The following is a 13,027-nucleotide window of genomic DNA, read 5'->3' as shown; positions in this document are numbered from 1 at the left end:
CAATACGGCAATCTGCTCGTGTCGGCCGGATACGATCTGCTGGATTCAGGAATGCAATGCAAATCCCGGGTCAGGGTTCCGCGCAAACGCGATCAGCCTGTCAAGCTACGAGGCAGGCGTACCGAGAACACCGTTTCGGTCTCGTCGGATCGCGCACCAATCTCACCCCCATGAGCCCTGGCAATCTCGCGCGCGATATACAGCCCCAGCCCGAGACTACCATCGGCATTTCCGCCTTGATGGTTCGGGCCACGTTGTAGTGGATCAAAGATGCGCTCGAGGGTCGAGCGCTCAATGGCAACGCCAGCGTTCGTGACGTCCAGCAACACGTCCGCGTCCCTGCCGGTCACCGTCACCCGCACCGGCGAGTCTTGCGCGCCGTACTTGATCGCATTCAGGACGAGATTGCCAAGCAACTGCTGCAGACGTCTGCCGTCCCAAACCCCGACGCAGTCACCGCTCACGTCCAGATCGACCTGACGGTCTGGATGCACGACTCGCAACTGGTCCAGCTCATCGGCAAACAGCAACGCCAGATCGGTGGTGGCAGGCGCGATACTGATATCCAGCCCAAGCCGCGTCCGATTGTAGTCAACCATATCGTCCAGCAACGCCTGCATGCGTACACCGCTTCTGATCAAGCGGGACGCGGCGCTCGACACTTTTTCACCGGCGTTCAGCGCCGCGAGATAGGCCGCGGTTATCCGGATGGTCTGCAGCGGACTGCGCATGTCGTGCCCGAGCATTCCAAGCAACAGATTGCGAGCCTGGTCGACATGCGCGCTGAAATAGCTGATCGATTCGGCGATGGCCTGATCGATGGCCTCGTTGAAGCGGACCATGTCATCCACGTGATGACTGTCGGGCTCACGACCTTCCGTCCATAGCCGGAGCACGCTGGCGCGCAGAGCGCGGTATTCGGCAACCAGCTGGTTGATGTCAAAGCCGCTTCGCGCGCGCATGAGCGCGTGCGTTTGTGCAGCTGTCTCCGGAGCGCCGGCCATTTTGGACGCCCGCCCCATCGACTTCTCGACCTGGTCATCCTCGCTTTGGGGAGTGGACAGATCCTTTGCGATGGCCTGCAAAAGCTGCTGCGCATGGTCCCGCAAGGCTAGCGATTTCATGCCGGTCGCTGCGGGCAACAGGGTGCCGGCGAACGCCTCCCATCGCGACAAAATAGCTTCCATATGGTCGAGGATGAAGTCAGCTAATCGCATGTTTACCCCTGAGACGGACCGAAATGTCTTGATTTCGTATCAGGCATTTTTGCGGAATCCCTGGCAATTGGCAAACCCACGATATGGGGTCGTCGGGTCCGACGATTGCTGCCTGTCAACAAACAGGAGAATTCGATGTCGCCCGTCAACACCACGCGTCTGCTCATCGCCGACGACGACCCGGACTCACTGGCGGCATACGTGCTCTTCTTCGACGCTCACGGGTACGACACCCGCACCACGGGACATGGCGCGCACGCGCTTGCCGAATACAGCGCCTGGCGTCCGGACGCCGTTGTGCTCGACATTCAGATGCCGGGTATGGACGGGCGTGCCGTGGCTAGAGCGATCCGGCACCTGCGATCCGCACCGCCCCCGTTACTGGTGGCGATTAGCGCGCTGACGTCGCCCGCCCAGCAGGCCGCATCGATCGCAGCCGGATTCAACCACCATTTTGTCAAGCCGGCCGACCTCCCGGCCGTTCTGGCTGCGATAACAGCCCACATGCGCGCTGCCGCCGCGGACGATCCATCCTAGTCGCGCGGCGATTCGCGACCCGCTTTCCAGTACCTGACGCACCATGCGAAAGTGCTTCACCCGGCGATCAATCAAAGACGTCTTTGTTCGACGCATCGTACGCGTGCGTGCCATAAGCGATGTCATCAAGCGCGATCGACGCGATCCAGCGTGCACCGGCCGTGGATACTGACGCGGACCGAATCGCGTGCGACCCATCGCGACAAGGGCATCGCGACGGATGGCAAAGACGCTGCGGTCGAACCTCGACCAACCTGACCAGCGTCTGTACGCTGTCGTACCGCATTCTCCTTCGCATGCGCGTAGCGTGACCTCTATCGTCGATCAACCGGGAGAAAATCATGCTTAGACGAACCTTTATCTGGAGTACACCGGGATCGCTACTCGCGCTTGGCGCCGCTATCTCAGCTTGCACGACCACCCCGACCTCCGACGCGAGCCGCGGTGAGCAGATAGACAAGCGCCGCGCCATTGATGCCGATGTCGACTCCACCTTGACGCGTCTATACGGCGTCGCCAGCGGTTCGCGTGAACTGGTCGCCAAGGCGCATGGCGTACTGACGTTCCCTTCGGTGATCGACGTCGGCTTCGTGGTCGGTGGTCAGTATGGCGAAGGATCTTTGCGCGTCGGCGGAAAGACGATCGGCTACTACAGCACCACAACAGGTTCGATCGGCTGGCAGCTCGGCGCGCAATCGCGCGCGATCGTATTCCTGTTCATGACCGACGAGTCGCTCAACCGCTTCCGCAGCACAGAGGGATGGTCGGCTGGCGGCGATGCCTCCGTAGCCGTATTGAAAGTCGGCGCGAACGGCGCGCTCGACACCAGCACCGCCGGCGGACAGGTCGACGTTCTGGTTCTCACTAACACTGGCTTGATGGCGGGCGCATCGTTGCAAGGCACCAAGGTCACCCGGCTCGCGTCACTTTGAAAATCGCGAAGCGTAAGAGCCCTGCAGGGATGCACGGCTCGCTCGCCCCAGACCGTTCGAATCCCTTTTGAGACCCTCATGAAACACACACCTACTCTCTTCCAGCTACGAACCCAAGCTGTGCTCGCCGCGAGCCTGTTTCTCGGCATCGCGATGTCCGTGCATGCGGCAGGTGCCGACTCCCCAGCGCAGCCCGCGCCGGGCGCGCACGTCATGACCGTGGCCGCTCACACGCCGGTCGATACGCGCATCGACAACCTGCATACGAGGCTTCAGATTACCGCTGCTCAGGAATCGCTCTGGCAGCCGGTCGCGCAGGCGATGCGCGATAACGCCAGCACCATGGATTCGCTCAGACAGTCCCGTGCCGCTACCGCAAACAGCATGAGCGCGATTGACGATCTACGCGCGTACGGCCAGGTTGTCGATGCTCATGCGGATGGCGTCAGAAAACTCACTTCGGCCTTCGAACCGCTTTATAACAGCATGTCGGACACGCAGAAGCACAATGCCGATCTCATCTTCCGCAGTGACCACCACCATGCTGCGAAGAAGGGTTGACCCCGGGCCAGGCCCCGCAGTCGACGGCGAACCGGCACCGCGCGATATGGCAAAGGCGACGGTCCACACACAGGAGAACACCATGAAAACCCCAAACACGCGCGCGCCGGGCAAACGTCCTACGAGAGCGAAGTACCTGAGGACAGTCGGCTTCGCATTAGCGATTTCCTGCATCTTCGCAACCACGCCTCTGCGAGCAGAGGATGCTCACCGCGGAGACCAGCGGCATAGCGGGGGACACGCCGCCGCCCCCCGGCAGGCATACCGACATGACGATCATCGCCATGACAACCGGTACGGCGATCGCGACCAGGGATATGGCTATAGTGCTGGCGCGCCGCCTCTCGTCTATGCGCCGGTAGCGGCACCCGGCATCAACCTGTTCCTGCCGCTTTAGTTTCGCTGGAGAGCTGGAGTGGGTGTGCTCTCACGATTGCTTGTGTTCAACAGATGAAGCCGATCGTTCGATGCGGGGCTGAGCCGTGCGCAGACACGTGCTCAGGGAAGATCGTTGTTCCGGCTTGCGCTCCGCCACCGCTCATATCCAGCCGCTGATCGAGAGCAGAGCCGCACCGAGCCATACCAGCACCTGATAGGTGACCATCCACTCTTTCCAAGCGGCTCCGCGAAATGGGCACGCGCTGCGCAGCCGCAAGTGGCGCGTGCCTGCACCGAGGCGGTTCATTTACCGAGCGCTTCGGCTACAACCTCCTCCTCAGCGAGGAGCGACAGTTTCTCGTCCGTGGCTTTCTCTTCGCTCAGTGTCTGCAGCAGAAGGGTGACCGCATGCGTTTCTCCCAGCTGCTTTGCAAGCGCGATGATCGAGCCATAGGCGGCGATCTCGTAATGCTCGACCTTTTGCGCGGCCCCAATCAGCCCTGCGTCGAGAACGGGACCACGCTCGATCTCATCGATCAGCTCCTGGCCCTCCTCAACAAGGCCTTCCATGGCGACGCATTTGACCCGCTTGAGACGGATCCCGCATGCTTCGACAACCTCGTCGATCCGTTCAATCTGGCCCCGCGTTTCCTCCAGATGTGTCATGAAAGCAGCGCTCAGATCGGAATTGGTTGCCGCGCGGGCAAGCTTCGGCAGCGACTTCGTCATCTGCTTCTCTGCGCTGTATATGTCGGATAGCGAATGGATAAACAGATCGCTGATGGTCCTGGTGGTCATGGCTCACTCCCTGAATAGATGAAATTTGTGAAATGATGTTCGTAAGTAAAACGGCGGAAATTCCAGTCACAGTACGTCGTCGGAAAGCGCCTCTGCGCTGCCGAGTTCCGCGCCAGTCATCGGATCGCTTTCCGGATCCGACCGAAGGCGCGCGGCCATCGCGGACAGCGGCGTTTTCTCGGCAGAATCGAGGTTAACCCAAGCGTTACCGTCTCCGCCATCCACCGCGGGTTCGCCATCCTTCATCGTGAGCCCGGTGCCGCTGTTCCAGGGCGCTCCAACCCCCTCCCCGCCGTGCGACATCTTGAAGTAGGTGCTCGCGAATTCGGGCATCGGTGCCAGCTTGCCCGGCGGGAAATTCGGCGATATCGCATACAGCGCTTTCTCGAACGATTTCTGGTGGGCCACTTCGCGGGTCATCAGAAAACCCAGCGCATCGCGGATACCCGGATCGTCTGTGACGTTGAACAACCGCTCGTAGAGAATTTTCGCGCGTGCCTCGGCCGCGATGTTCGAGCGCAGATCAGCGGTCGGCTCACCGATCGTGTCAATGTAGGCGGCCGTCCACGGGACGCCTCCTGAATTGGTCAGCGCGGGACCACCGCCGTGCAGGAGCTGGGTGACGTGGCTATCGTTGCCTGCAGCATTAAGCTTGCGGTACAACTCCGCCTGCTCATCCACCGCTTCAGCAAGCTCTCCTTTCGCGCCGCGGTTCAACATCGCCACGATCGAGCCGATGATCTCGAGGTGGCTGAGCTCCTCGGTCGCAATGTCGTACAGCATATCCTTGCGGCCCGGATCTTCCTCGGCGACGGCCTGGGTGAAGTAGCGCATCGCAGCGGCAAGCTCGCCCTGCGGCCCGCCGAACTGCTCGAGCATCAGGTTTGCGAGACCGGGATTGGTCGCGCCTACGCGCACCGTGTACTGCAGCAGCCTGTTGTGCATGAACATGGGAACCTCCGTTCCAGTTGGGTTGGGTGTCTGCAACCCAGCGCATGGGGTGTGCCCGCGCAGGCATTCCTCGACCCTTTGGCTGTCCACGGGGGCGTACACGATTAGACGGACGAAATCATCGCGGATGAGCTGCTCCGTGCGTGACAACGAAGCGGCATGTCGGCCCGACTCGATCAGTAGTCTTTACGGGCGCGTACAGTCAGGGAGCTCCAACCCTAAGCGAGCACAGCGACGACGCCGTTTCTACACTGTTTGCCGGTACGTTTGAGACGATGCGTGTCCGGGCCGGCCGTTCGCTCTCAAAGCTGGCGCCCTTGCCGTGCTGCTTTGCATGGCAATGTTCCTGATTCCCGGAGCTGGAGCGACGACGCCGCCCTCGGACGCGGGGTCGACAATAGCGGGTAAGCGCACGCAAGGGTCAGCGTGAGGGGGACCATCAAGCCGGCCGGCCAGCAATGGATGGGCACCAGAAGGCCATCCCTATGACGCCCGGTACCTGCGCGGACATCAACCGTAACGGCGAAGACGAAGCGAAAATTCCCTGAGAGCGTCGATGCGACTTTGTTCGGCACGACGGCACCAGTCCTGCAACTGACAAAGCAGCTGCCCCCGGGAGCGATTCGAGCGCTCCCAGATTGCCGACAGATCCACGCGCAATTCGGCGCAGACACGCAGCGTCGGGGCATTGTCGTATAGCCGCATGGGCGCCGGCTGGCACGTCCCGTCATGCTCTGCCTGCCCGTCGCGAAACCAGTCTCTTATGCCGCGCATCAGCACCGCTCGCTCGCGGCGGCTAATGTGCATCACATGCAGAAGTTCACGCCGGTACGCACGTTCAGCCGTTCGGGCATAGCTTGCCATCACCTCGCAGCGGTTTCGCAGTACCGCTTGCAGCGTCTCGTCGTCGAGTATCGTCTTGCCTTTGACCGGATGGGGTCCGGGCGCCGCGTTCCTGACTGTGGCCAGTCCAAGCGCTGAAAGGATACGAATGTACATCCAGCCGATGTCGAACTCGTACCATCTGTTCGACAGCTTGGCGGATATTGCGTAAGCGTGGTGATTGTTGTGAAGTTCTTCGCCACCGATCAGGATGCCGAGAGGGATCACATTCGTGCTCGCATCGGGCGTTCCGAAGTTTCGGTAACCCCAGAAATGGCCCAGCCCGTTGACCACGCCGCCGGCCCAGAAAGGAATCCACATCATCTGCAAGGCCCAAACCGACAGGCCGACGACACCAAACAGCGCAACGTCGATCACCATCAGCAGACTGACGCCGAGATTCGGATACTTTCCATAAAGGTTCCGCTCCGGCCAGTCGTCGGGTGTACCGTGGCCGAACTTGCGCCGTGTTTCCTCGTTCCTCGCTTCGATGCGGTAAAGTTCGGCGCCGCCAAGCAGCACCTGCCAGATGCCGCTGATCTGTGGGCTGTGAGGATCCTCATGCGTTTCGCACTTCGCATGGTGCTTGCGGTGGACCGCGGTCCACTCGCCCGTGACCATCCCTGTCGTCATCCACAACCAGAAGCGAAAGAAATGACTGGCGAGAGGATGCAGGTCAAGCGCGCGGTGAGCCTGACAGCGGTGCAGGTAGACCGTCACACTGATGATGGTGACATGCGTCGACATCAGCGTGACTAACAGGACCTTCCACCACGGGAAAGCGCTTAGGCCATGCGAGAAGAATGCGAGTGAAGTGCTGAACACGGCGGCCTCTCTCTATGGCAACGTAGCGTCAACTCGAGAACCCGTTGCGCGACAATAGACTCGCGCGAGCGCTTGCCATCAATCAGGCGAGGCAAGCACAAGCGCGCTGAAAATGAACAGCGTGAGCGCGTTCATGCACGTGAGCCTCACCATGCCTGAGTCCGTATGAGCCGTCGGTACGGTGCCGCACCGGTAAGCGCGGTCCGCGTTCACAATCGGCGGCCCGCTAGCCGCACGCGGTAACGTTCAACGCGTAGACGAATTTTCCCGCTGCGCCATCGCAGGTTTGCAACTGCGTCGAAACGTCGTGCTGCCATTCCCAGTGCCTGCCGTAATTCCCGTTATGCCTGTAGTAATTCACCGGCCGTCCTTCGAGATGTGCGCCACACTGTCGGGGAAACGAGTCTGAAAAATAGGCGAGCGGCAGCGCGATGCGCTGGTGGTACAAACACAGGAACCATATGACGTCAGCGACGCCGTCATCGTAAAGACCGGCACGCACGGGACTTTCAACCTGGGCGCTCCACGCCACCGCAAGGCTATCCGCATCGGGGATGCGAACCGCAACGCGGAAGTCGTTCCGCGTCGTCGTCCAACCGGGCCCGGCAAGTTGTATGCGCGCGAAGTCGAAACAGACACCAGGTGGGTCATTCAATCGTGTGGGAGCGCCCAGGGAAGTCATCGAACACTCCCCCGTGTCGGGATAGCAGCGGCTCCCGTCCCTACCTCTGTGGTCTTTTGCGCAGGCGTCATCGTCGACTCGTGTGATTGCTTTGTTCGGAAGCCAGCATGCAGGCAGTTTTCTTTACGCCGAGAGTCGCTCGATTTCATCGAATAGCGTGAGAAGCCGGGCCATACGGGTCTTGCCATCGGGTAGCAAACGCTGGTGCGCGGACAGCGAAATAATGCGATGACGCCAGTACTCGAGTCCGAGCGGGCTGCCCCGTACAAGAAACGGGATGATCTGTTCAAGGTGCCTCAGTTCATCTTCGAATTGATTGTGCAACATGGTGTTCACCGCCAATGCCTGATGTCCAGCGGCGAGTATGGGCGGACCGCTTCTGCATGTCCGCCCGCTACCGTACAGGGCATGGGGCAGCACCGGGTCTCACGGCATCAATGAAGATGATGCCCGAACAGGCCGAGAAGCCCAATGATGATCAGATAGATCGCCACGATGTAATTCAACAGGCGCGGCATAAGCAGAATCAGTATGCCCGCAACCAGTGAAACCAATGGACCCGCGCTAACCAGTATGTGCATGCTGTCTCCAGTCGGACGCGGACGACGGGAACGAACCTCCGCGACCAAGGAACACCCGTTACAGCGATTCAAGCCGGCTCACCTTCGTACCGTCGACTGTTGCGCCCGCCATCAGGCCGCCGTTTGTCAGCACGAAGGCGCTGATCTGTCCGGTTGCGGGGCCCGTATCGACATTGCCGTCCGCGCCGATTTTGACAACGGCCACCGAAGCGTCGGCGCCCGCTGACCAGCCTTCGCTGCTGCGAAAGCGCTCCAGCGAATTGGCTGTCATGAACAGAAAGACTATCGCTTTCGCTTGCGCGCCAACCTGCAATCCGACAGACGCGCTTGTCGTGCTGTAGTAAGCAACCGATCTGCCGCCGACGCGCAACGCCCCTTCACCATACTGTCCGCCCAGCCCAAATCCCGCATTGAGCACGGACGGAAAGATCAACATACCAGTCGATTTCCCGACCAGTTCCGGGGAACCTGGCGCGACGTTGTAAAGCCGTGTGAGCGTCGAGTCGACTCCGGCGTCGATGGTACGGCGTTTGTCGTTCTGCCCCATCGAATCGGCCGAGATCGTGGTCGTACAGCCCGACAGTGCGACGCCGATCGCGAGAACCGAACCGGGTGCGCCCCACACGAATGTTCGTCGAAGCATCGCAGTTTCCTCTTCGTTTGCAGATGTTTCCGACGCTAACCCATAACAGATCGACAAGCGGTACGACACCGTACAGACAAGCCTTCGCCCGCTCAATAAGCTGAACGCTCAGAGGTAAAGAAGGATTCGAGGTGGATATGGGCATTCTTGTACTGATCGTCGCGGTCGTACTGCTGGTCGCGGCACTGCCACGATGGCCGCATAGCCGCAGGTGGGGATACTTCCCGACCAGTATGCTGGGAGTGGTCGCCATTGCCGTCCTCGTGCTGGTTTTGATGGGAAAGATGTAAGGCACGCCGTCTCGATAGAAGTTAATCCGGCCATCTTCAACGCCGCAAATCCAGGGAACACCATGACTTACGCGATGTGGGGCATTCTGGCAGGCATGACGTTCATTTTCTGCTTCTCCCTTCACCGGTATCGCAAAAGCGTAGCGCGCAAGCAGCAGATTCGCTGGCTGAACGAGCATCACGTAATCGACAGACTGCGCGACAGACTCGGTTTGTAGTCGGACCTCGACCATGCACAGCGAAGCGGGATCACTCGCTTCTGCACGGAGTGACTTAACACGATTTCCGAAAGCACCGGGAGTGTCACGTTGTAAAGACTGGCCCTGAAGGAGTGGACGAAATGACCTTGGACTATGCAGGCAGGTCGCACGATGAAGCCGTCGCAGCGCGACACAAGCAGAAACAGAAGGCGCAGGAGCAGGCGGGCGGCGTCATGGCAGTAGAAGGCACGGAGGCCGACGCCGAGCACAGTTGCGGCGAGTTGTCCGAGCAAGGCAAGCAGGTATGGCGGACTGGAAGCGGAATCAACGGCGGCGGGAAGGAATAAGGCGATCGTGCCGGTTTTTTATTTCTCCGTTTCCAGGCGAGGCGGCGTCGTTTTGTTGAGCCGCCCATGGTCAGGGCGGCATTAAGCCGCTTCCAGCACCCAGCCATTTCCTCGCATGCCTGACCCATTGCTTTGGCTTGCCGTGTGGGATCTCCGCGGCATCTGGCTTTTCAGCATCTGGCTTTTCAGCATCTCGCTCGTCAATTTCCGCGGCGGCCGGCATACCATCGTCCGTCGCATTCTGCATGGCTTCCCTGCATCGTTTCGTTTCTGCCAGCGCTTCCGCATTCACCCGGTCATGTTTCATGCTGCTCTCCTGTGTGAGACAAACGGGTTCGCCGACCGGCGGGTGGCGCCGCCCCGACAGCCGGGATGGCGCGACTCATCAGTTCGGGCTTGATTTCCGACGTTGCCGTAGCGCGATCATCCAGCCATTAAACCGGATTGGGAAACCGGCGCGCAAGACAATTGCCCTTCGTACCGGCTCGCAAGTTCGTGTACGGCCGCCAGGGTGATGAACGCCGAGCGTGTCATATGCCGCTCTCTTGCTGCCAGATCGACTTGCCGCAGCAGATCTTCGGGCAGACTGAACTGAATGCCCACGGCTTTCGAGGTGACTCGCGCCAGATTAATGTCGACGAACATCCAAAGGCCTTCCCCGTCGTCCAGGTCGAGGTCATGCAATTCCGACGTGCTGGAGGTGGGAACGGGTATGAGTTGCTCGCTGCGGTCGTACAACGATTCGACCACTTGCTGCGCATTGCGTTTGAGTTCATCGAACGAGTTGCCACGTGCAGCCGCGCGGGGAAAATCGGGAAAACTGGCGCGAAAGCCAATGTCGCCATCGCGGTGGACATAAAGGGGGTATTGCATGACCTGCTCCACTCGAGCTATGGACTGACATTCGATGCATCAGAGTCCACTCGCCTGAACCTTGCCGTCGACGATGTCCTTGCCGTATTGCATCGCGAGGTCGATGGCATCGCTCGCGGTGGTGGGAGTTGCAGCGAACAGCGTTGCATAACGCCGCGGCTCGCCCGCATTGGGCTGAATGTTGTCGATTCGCACGACGGATGAGAACTGCCGCGGACCCTTGGCATACGGGTCACGATGCAGCGGAAATTCCTGATGCGAGTACGCACGCAGCTCGTACCCTCTGTATTCGATGGTCGGAATGGTCATGATGACGTGCTCCTTAAGCGGTGCTGACCGTCATCGAACTGTGTCAATCCGGATGCGAAAAGGGCGGCCACGAGTCCATCTGGGATCACTTCACAATGCGCTTGATGCCGCCACAAAGCAAACGAAATCACGCGGGGGGTGAAGACAAAAACTGGCTTCTCGCCAGCCACTTCATCGGACGACAGCGATGACATCCAACGACCTTGCCCGGGCGACGCAAGGTTGTCGTGTCCGCGCGTGCGAAGCTTCTCCAAAAGCTCGACGAGGTGGCCGGTATCGAGATTCGCCGATACCGCAGTACTTTCGTCTTTTTGCGCTGCATAGCGCCAGTATCCGGCATAATCCCGCGCGGAAACTCGCGAACTATAATTTGAATGGGCCGCTTCGCCGCATGACGCGGAGCGGCGGTGGGCCGCTGTCGCCCGGCTTTCAGCGGAATGTCGAGGAGCGGTACATGGCAAACGTGGACCCTGCAAGAAAAAATCATCTGCTCTCCGTTCTGCAGGAAGGGGAGTGGGCGCGCGTGGCATCTCATCTGGTGCGCGTCGATATGCCCTTGGGCCAGGTCGTATATGAATCCGGCGATCGCCTTAATCACGTTTATTTTCCGACGACGGCGATCGTCTCGCTGCTCTATGTGATGGAAGACGGCTCGTCAGCGGAAATTGCGATCGTCGGCAATGAAGGGCTCATCGGTATTGCACTATTCATGGGTGGGGAGACAACGCCAAGCCGGGCGATCGTGCAAAGTGCCGGCGAAGCGTACCGCCTCGATGCGCGGATTCTGAAAGAAGAGTTTCACCGGGCCGGCCCGGTGCAGCGGCTATTGTTGCGCTACACCCAGGCGCTGATCACCCAGATGGCGCAAACAGCCGTATGCAACCGTCATCATTCGATCGATCAGCAACTCTGCCGTTGGCTGCTGCTGAGCATAGACCGCCTGCCATCCAACGAACTGAAGATGACGCAGGAACTCATCGCCAACATGCTCGGCGTGCGGCGCTCCGGCGTCACCGAGGCGGCCTTGAAACTACAGGATGCGGGGCTGATTCGCTACAGTCACGGGCATATCGAAGTGCTGAACCGCCCCGGACTGGAAGCACGCGTATGCGAGTGCTATAGCGTCGTGAAACGGGAATTCGATCGCCTGTTACCCGATCTGAAAGCGCTATAGAAGTCGCGCCGCTTGATGGCGCCGCACAGGCTACGCCCCTCTTCCTTTCAGTCGCAACGCCGTCCTTTCATCCGACCAGTACCCCGCCTTGCCGTAGAACGCGAATAGCTGCGTTTCGAAATCGCGCGCTAGTGGAATCCTGCTGTCATAGGCGGGACTGCTTTTGATGGCGTCGCGTGTCAGTTGTGTCGAAATGGTGGACTCGAACCAGTCGATCAGCGCGATCCACTCGGTCGACAGCAACACTTCCTTCGACGGCCACCAGGTTTGCGTGTCGACGGTGAGATAGCGAATCGTCCAGGCTTCATCGTCGAAAATGAATCCGGACACATGGCCGATATCGCCATCGGCCGCCGCGAAGTGGTAACCGTCCACCGCGTTCGTGCTACGCAGATGGCTGTCGCCCGGCGGTTCGTCACCGTACGGCGGGAGTTGCGCGCGAACCTGCGGCGATCCAGCCGACAGCACCGCGCGGCTAAATGCCGGATAGCTGCTGACGCCCCATACGTCCGGTCCGCCCCAGTACGTCGGGTAACCGTAATAGCGGGAATACTCGGCTTCATGCTGACGCGAGACCGGTTTGTGGGTGTCGATAGAAGGACTGTCGCGCACCTGCTGTCGCGTGAGCTCGACGTGGACGCTCAGCGTCCCTGGCTCCGTGCGGATAACCGAGTAGGGCGAAATCAGCACGCGCCGCCCGTCGATCCAGTTTCCCGTTTTGACGACCAGATAGCGGATGCCCCACGCTTTATCATCGAAATAAAGCTCTTCAACCAGGCCTAGTTCTCCATCGCTCGCGGCCACGGTGCATCCCTTCAGACTCTCGATATTGCGTAGCATGATTCGA

20 protein-coding genes are annotated in these 13,027 nt (G+C 60.1%); 8 read left to right on the top strand and 12 right to left on the bottom strand.

Annotated features, from left to right (window positions below; genetic code table 11):
- Positions 1-92 precede the first annotated feature (92 nt).
- On the bottom strand, positions 93-1,217 hold the full coding sequence (locus HV796_RS18375; protein ID WP_175227917.1) for a sensor histidine kinase: 1,125 nt from the start codon (positions 1,215-1,217) through the stop codon (positions 93-95).
- Positions 1,218-1,352: 135 nt separating this feature from the next.
- Between HV796_RS18375 and HV796_RS18370 the strand changes: the two genes are divergently transcribed.
- The 4 genes from HV796_RS18370 (at position 1,353) to HV796_RS18355 (ending at position 3,644) form a co-directional block, all read left to right on the top strand.
- Positions 1,353-1,754 carry a response regulator gene (locus tag HV796_RS18370; RefSeq protein WP_175227916.1) on the top strand — a complete coding sequence of 134 codons (402 nt, stop codon included), beginning with the start codon at positions 1,353-1,355 and terminating at the stop codon, positions 1,752-1,754.
- Between the two features lie 341 nt (positions 1,755-2,095).
- The gene (locus HV796_RS18365) at positions 2,096-2,686 is read left to right on the top strand and encodes a BPSL1445 family SYLF domain-containing lipoprotein (RefSeq protein ID WP_175227915.1); all 591 of its coding nucleotides are present in this window, start codon (positions 2,096-2,098) and stop codon (positions 2,684-2,686) included.
- A gap of 78 nt (positions 2,687-2,764) precedes the next feature.
- Positions 2,765-3,247: a Spy/CpxP family protein refolding chaperone gene (locus tag HV796_RS18360; RefSeq protein ID WP_246355918.1), complete on the top strand. Its 483-nt coding sequence runs from the start codon at positions 2,765-2,767 to the stop codon at positions 3,245-3,247.
- Between the two features lie 82 nt (positions 3,248-3,329).
- Complete coding sequence (locus HV796_RS18355; protein WP_175227914.1) at positions 3,330-3,644, top strand: hypothetical protein; 315 nt, start codon at positions 3,330-3,332, stop codon at positions 3,642-3,644.
- A gap of 284 nt (positions 3,645-3,928) precedes the next feature.
- Here the strand turns inward: HV796_RS18355 and HV796_RS18350 are convergent, their stop codons facing one another.
- The 7 genes from HV796_RS18350 to HV796_RS18320 all read right to left on the bottom strand — a co-directional run bounded on the left by HV796_RS18350 (position 3,929) and on the right by HV796_RS18320 (position 8,987).
- The gene (locus tag HV796_RS18350; protein WP_175227913.1) at positions 3,929-4,423 is read right to left on the bottom strand and encodes a YciE/YciF ferroxidase family protein; all 495 of its coding nucleotides are present in this window, start codon (positions 4,421-4,423) and stop codon (positions 3,929-3,931) included.
- A 66-nt stretch (positions 4,424-4,489) separates the two neighbouring features.
- Positions 4,490-5,374, bottom strand: a complete 885-nt coding sequence (locus tag HV796_RS18345) for a manganese catalase family protein (protein ID WP_175227912.1) — start codon at positions 5,372-5,374, stop codon at positions 4,490-4,492.
- A 510-nt stretch (positions 5,375-5,884) separates the two neighbouring features.
- Positions 5,885-7,003 (bottom strand): DesA family fatty acid desaturase, encoded by a 1,119-nt coding sequence (locus HV796_RS18340; RefSeq protein ID WP_425497096.1) that lies wholly within the window; start codon positions 7,001-7,003, stop codon positions 5,885-5,887.
- A 304-nt stretch (positions 7,004-7,307) separates the two neighbouring features.
- Complete coding sequence (locus HV796_RS18335; RefSeq protein ID WP_175227910.1) at positions 7,308-7,763, bottom strand: hypothetical protein; 456 nt, start codon at positions 7,761-7,763, stop codon at positions 7,308-7,310.
- Positions 7,764-7,886: 123 nt separating this feature from the next.
- Positions 7,887-8,090, bottom strand: coding sequence for a hypothetical protein (locus HV796_RS18330; RefSeq protein ID WP_175227909.1), 204 nt, complete (start codon positions 8,088-8,090; stop codon positions 7,887-7,889).
- Positions 8,091-8,197: 107 nt separating this feature from the next.
- Positions 8,198-8,344 (bottom strand): DUF3096 domain-containing protein, encoded by a 147-nt coding sequence (locus HV796_RS18325; RefSeq protein WP_175227908.1) that lies wholly within the window; start codon positions 8,342-8,344, stop codon positions 8,198-8,200.
- Positions 8,345-8,402: 58 nt separating this feature from the next.
- The gene (locus tag HV796_RS18320; protein WP_175227907.1) at positions 8,403-8,987 is read right to left on the bottom strand and encodes a BPSL1445 family SYLF domain-containing lipoprotein; all 585 of its coding nucleotides are present in this window, start codon (positions 8,985-8,987) and stop codon (positions 8,403-8,405) included.
- 137 nt (positions 8,988-9,124) lie between these two features.
- Between HV796_RS18320 and HV796_RS18315 the strand changes: the two genes are divergently transcribed.
- From HV796_RS18315 to HV796_RS18305, 3 genes are all read left to right on the top strand, one after another.
- A complete protein-coding gene (locus HV796_RS18315; RefSeq protein WP_175227906.1) occupies positions 9,125-9,277 on the top strand; it encodes a DUF3309 family protein in 153 nt (50 codons plus the stop codon).
- Between the two features lie 62 nt (positions 9,278-9,339).
- The gene (locus tag HV796_RS18310; RefSeq protein ID WP_175227905.1) at positions 9,340-9,495 is read left to right on the top strand and encodes a hypothetical protein; all 156 of its coding nucleotides are present in this window, start codon (positions 9,340-9,342) and stop codon (positions 9,493-9,495) included.
- A gap of 122 nt (positions 9,496-9,617) precedes the next feature.
- Positions 9,618-9,824 (top strand): hypothetical protein, encoded by a 207-nt coding sequence (locus tag HV796_RS18305; protein ID WP_175227904.1) that lies wholly within the window; start codon positions 9,618-9,620, stop codon positions 9,822-9,824.
- A 70-nt stretch (positions 9,825-9,894) separates the two neighbouring features.
- Here the strand turns inward: HV796_RS18305 and HV796_RS18300 are convergent, their stop codons facing one another.
- From HV796_RS18300 to HV796_RS18290, 3 genes are all read right to left on the bottom strand, one after another.
- Positions 9,895-10,131, bottom strand: a complete 237-nt coding sequence (locus tag HV796_RS18300; protein ID WP_175227903.1) for a hypothetical protein — start codon at positions 10,129-10,131, stop codon at positions 9,895-9,897.
- Positions 10,132-10,247: 116 nt separating this feature from the next.
- Positions 10,248-10,697 carry a type II toxin-antitoxin system HicB family antitoxin gene (locus tag HV796_RS18295; RefSeq protein ID WP_175227902.1) on the bottom strand — a complete coding sequence of 150 codons (450 nt, stop codon included), beginning with the start codon at positions 10,695-10,697 and terminating at the stop codon, positions 10,248-10,250.
- Positions 10,698-10,736: 39 nt separating this feature from the next.
- On the bottom strand, positions 10,737-11,006 hold the full coding sequence (locus tag HV796_RS18290) for a hypothetical protein (RefSeq protein ID WP_175227901.1): 270 nt from the start codon (positions 11,004-11,006) through the stop codon (positions 10,737-10,739).
- A gap of 454 nt (positions 11,007-11,460) precedes the next feature.
- Here HV796_RS18290 and HV796_RS18285 point away from each other — a divergent pair, with 454 nt between their 5' ends.
- Positions 11,461-12,180 carry a Crp/Fnr family transcriptional regulator gene (locus HV796_RS18285; protein WP_175227900.1) on the top strand — a complete coding sequence of 240 codons (720 nt, stop codon included), beginning with the start codon at positions 11,461-11,463 and terminating at the stop codon, positions 12,178-12,180.
- 30 nt (positions 12,181-12,210) lie between these two features.
- On the opposite strand, the gene HV796_RS18280 is transcribed toward HV796_RS18285, so the two are convergent.
- Entirely contained in the window at positions 12,211-13,020 is an 810-nt protein-coding gene (locus HV796_RS18280) for a PRC-barrel domain-containing protein (RefSeq protein ID WP_175227899.1), read from the bottom strand.
- Between the last annotated feature and the right edge of the window lie 7 nt (positions 13,021-13,027).

The organism is Paraburkholderia humisilvae (assembly GCF_902859855.1).
In the GTDB taxonomy this organism is placed as follows: Bacteria; Pseudomonadota; Gammaproteobacteria; order Burkholderiales; family Burkholderiaceae; genus Paraburkholderia; species Paraburkholderia humisilvae.
Note: the sequence above shows the minus strand (reverse complement) of the source record. Positions and strands in the feature narration are given on the sequence as shown.

What these genes read in the sequence shown, in the direction of transcription:
- HV796_RS18345 (WP_175227912.1), bottom strand. Translation starts at nt 5,374, where the DNA reads ATGTTCATGCACAACAGGCTGCTGCAGTACACGGTGCGCGTAGGCGCG.
- HV796_RS18375 (WP_175227917.1), bottom strand. Translation starts at nt 1,217, where the DNA reads ATGCGATTAGCTGACTTCATCCTCGACCATATGGAAGCTATTTTGTCG.
- HV796_RS18365 (WP_175227915.1), top strand. Translation starts at nt 2,096, where the DNA reads ATGCTTAGACGAACCTTTATCTGGAGTACACCGGGATCGCTACTCGCG.
- HV796_RS18320 (WP_175227907.1), bottom strand. Translation starts at nt 8,987, where the DNA reads ATGCTTCGACGAACATTCGTGTGGGGCGCACCCGGTTCGGTTCTCGCG.
- HV796_RS18290 (WP_175227901.1), bottom strand. Translation starts at nt 11,006, where the DNA reads ATGACCATTCCGACCATCGAATACAGAGGGTACGAGCTGCGTGCGTAC.
- HV796_RS18355 (WP_175227914.1), top strand. Translation starts at nt 3,330, where the DNA reads ATGAAAACCCCAAACACGCGCGCGCCGGGCAAACGTCCTACGAGAGCG.
- HV796_RS18350 (WP_175227913.1), bottom strand. Translation starts at nt 4,423, where the DNA reads ATGACCACCAGGACCATCAGCGATCTGTTTATCCATTCGCTATCCGAC.
- HV796_RS18295 (WP_175227902.1), bottom strand. Translation starts at nt 10,697, where the DNA reads ATGCAATACCCCCTTTATGTCCACCGCGATGGCGACATTGGCTTTCGC.
- HV796_RS18370 (WP_175227916.1), top strand. Translation starts at nt 1,353, where the DNA reads ATGTCGCCCGTCAACACCACGCGTCTGCTCATCGCCGACGACGACCCG.
- HV796_RS18305 (WP_175227904.1), top strand. Translation starts at nt 9,618, where the DNA reads ATGACCTTGGACTATGCAGGCAGGTCGCACGATGAAGCCGTCGCAGCG.
- HV796_RS18340 (WP_425497096.1), bottom strand. Translation starts at nt 7,003, where the DNA reads ATGTCGACGCATGTCACCATCATCAGTGTGACGGTCTACCTGCACCGC.
- HV796_RS18335 (WP_175227910.1), bottom strand. Translation starts at nt 7,763, where the DNA reads ATGACTTCCCTGGGCGCTCCCACACGATTGAATGACCCACCTGGTGTC.
- HV796_RS18330 (WP_175227909.1), bottom strand. Translation starts at nt 8,090, where the DNA reads ATGTTGCACAATCAATTCGAAGATGAACTGAGGCACCTTGAACAGATC.
- HV796_RS18285 (WP_175227900.1), top strand. Translation starts at nt 11,461, where the DNA reads ATGGCAAACGTGGACCCTGCAAGAAAAAATCATCTGCTCTCCGTTCTG.
- HV796_RS18360 (WP_246355918.1), top strand. Translation starts at nt 2,765, where the DNA reads ATGAAACACACACCTACTCTCTTCCAGCTACGAACCCAAGCTGTGCTC.
- HV796_RS18315 (WP_175227906.1), top strand. Translation starts at nt 9,125, where the DNA reads ATGGGCATTCTTGTACTGATCGTCGCGGTCGTACTGCTGGTCGCGGCA.
- HV796_RS18300 (WP_175227903.1), bottom strand. Translation starts at nt 10,131, where the DNA reads ATGAAACATGACCGGGTGAATGCGGAAGCGCTGGCAGAAACGAAACGA.
- HV796_RS18280 (WP_175227899.1), bottom strand. Translation starts at nt 13,020, where the DNA reads ATGCTACGCAATATCGAGAGTCTGAAGGGATGCACCGTGGCCGCGAGC.
- HV796_RS18325 (WP_175227908.1), bottom strand. Translation starts at nt 8,344, where the DNA reads ATGCACATACTGGTTAGCGCGGGTCCATTGGTTTCACTGGTTGCGGGC.
- HV796_RS18310 (WP_175227905.1), top strand. Translation starts at nt 9,340, where the DNA reads ATGACTTACGCGATGTGGGGCATTCTGGCAGGCATGACGTTCATTTTC.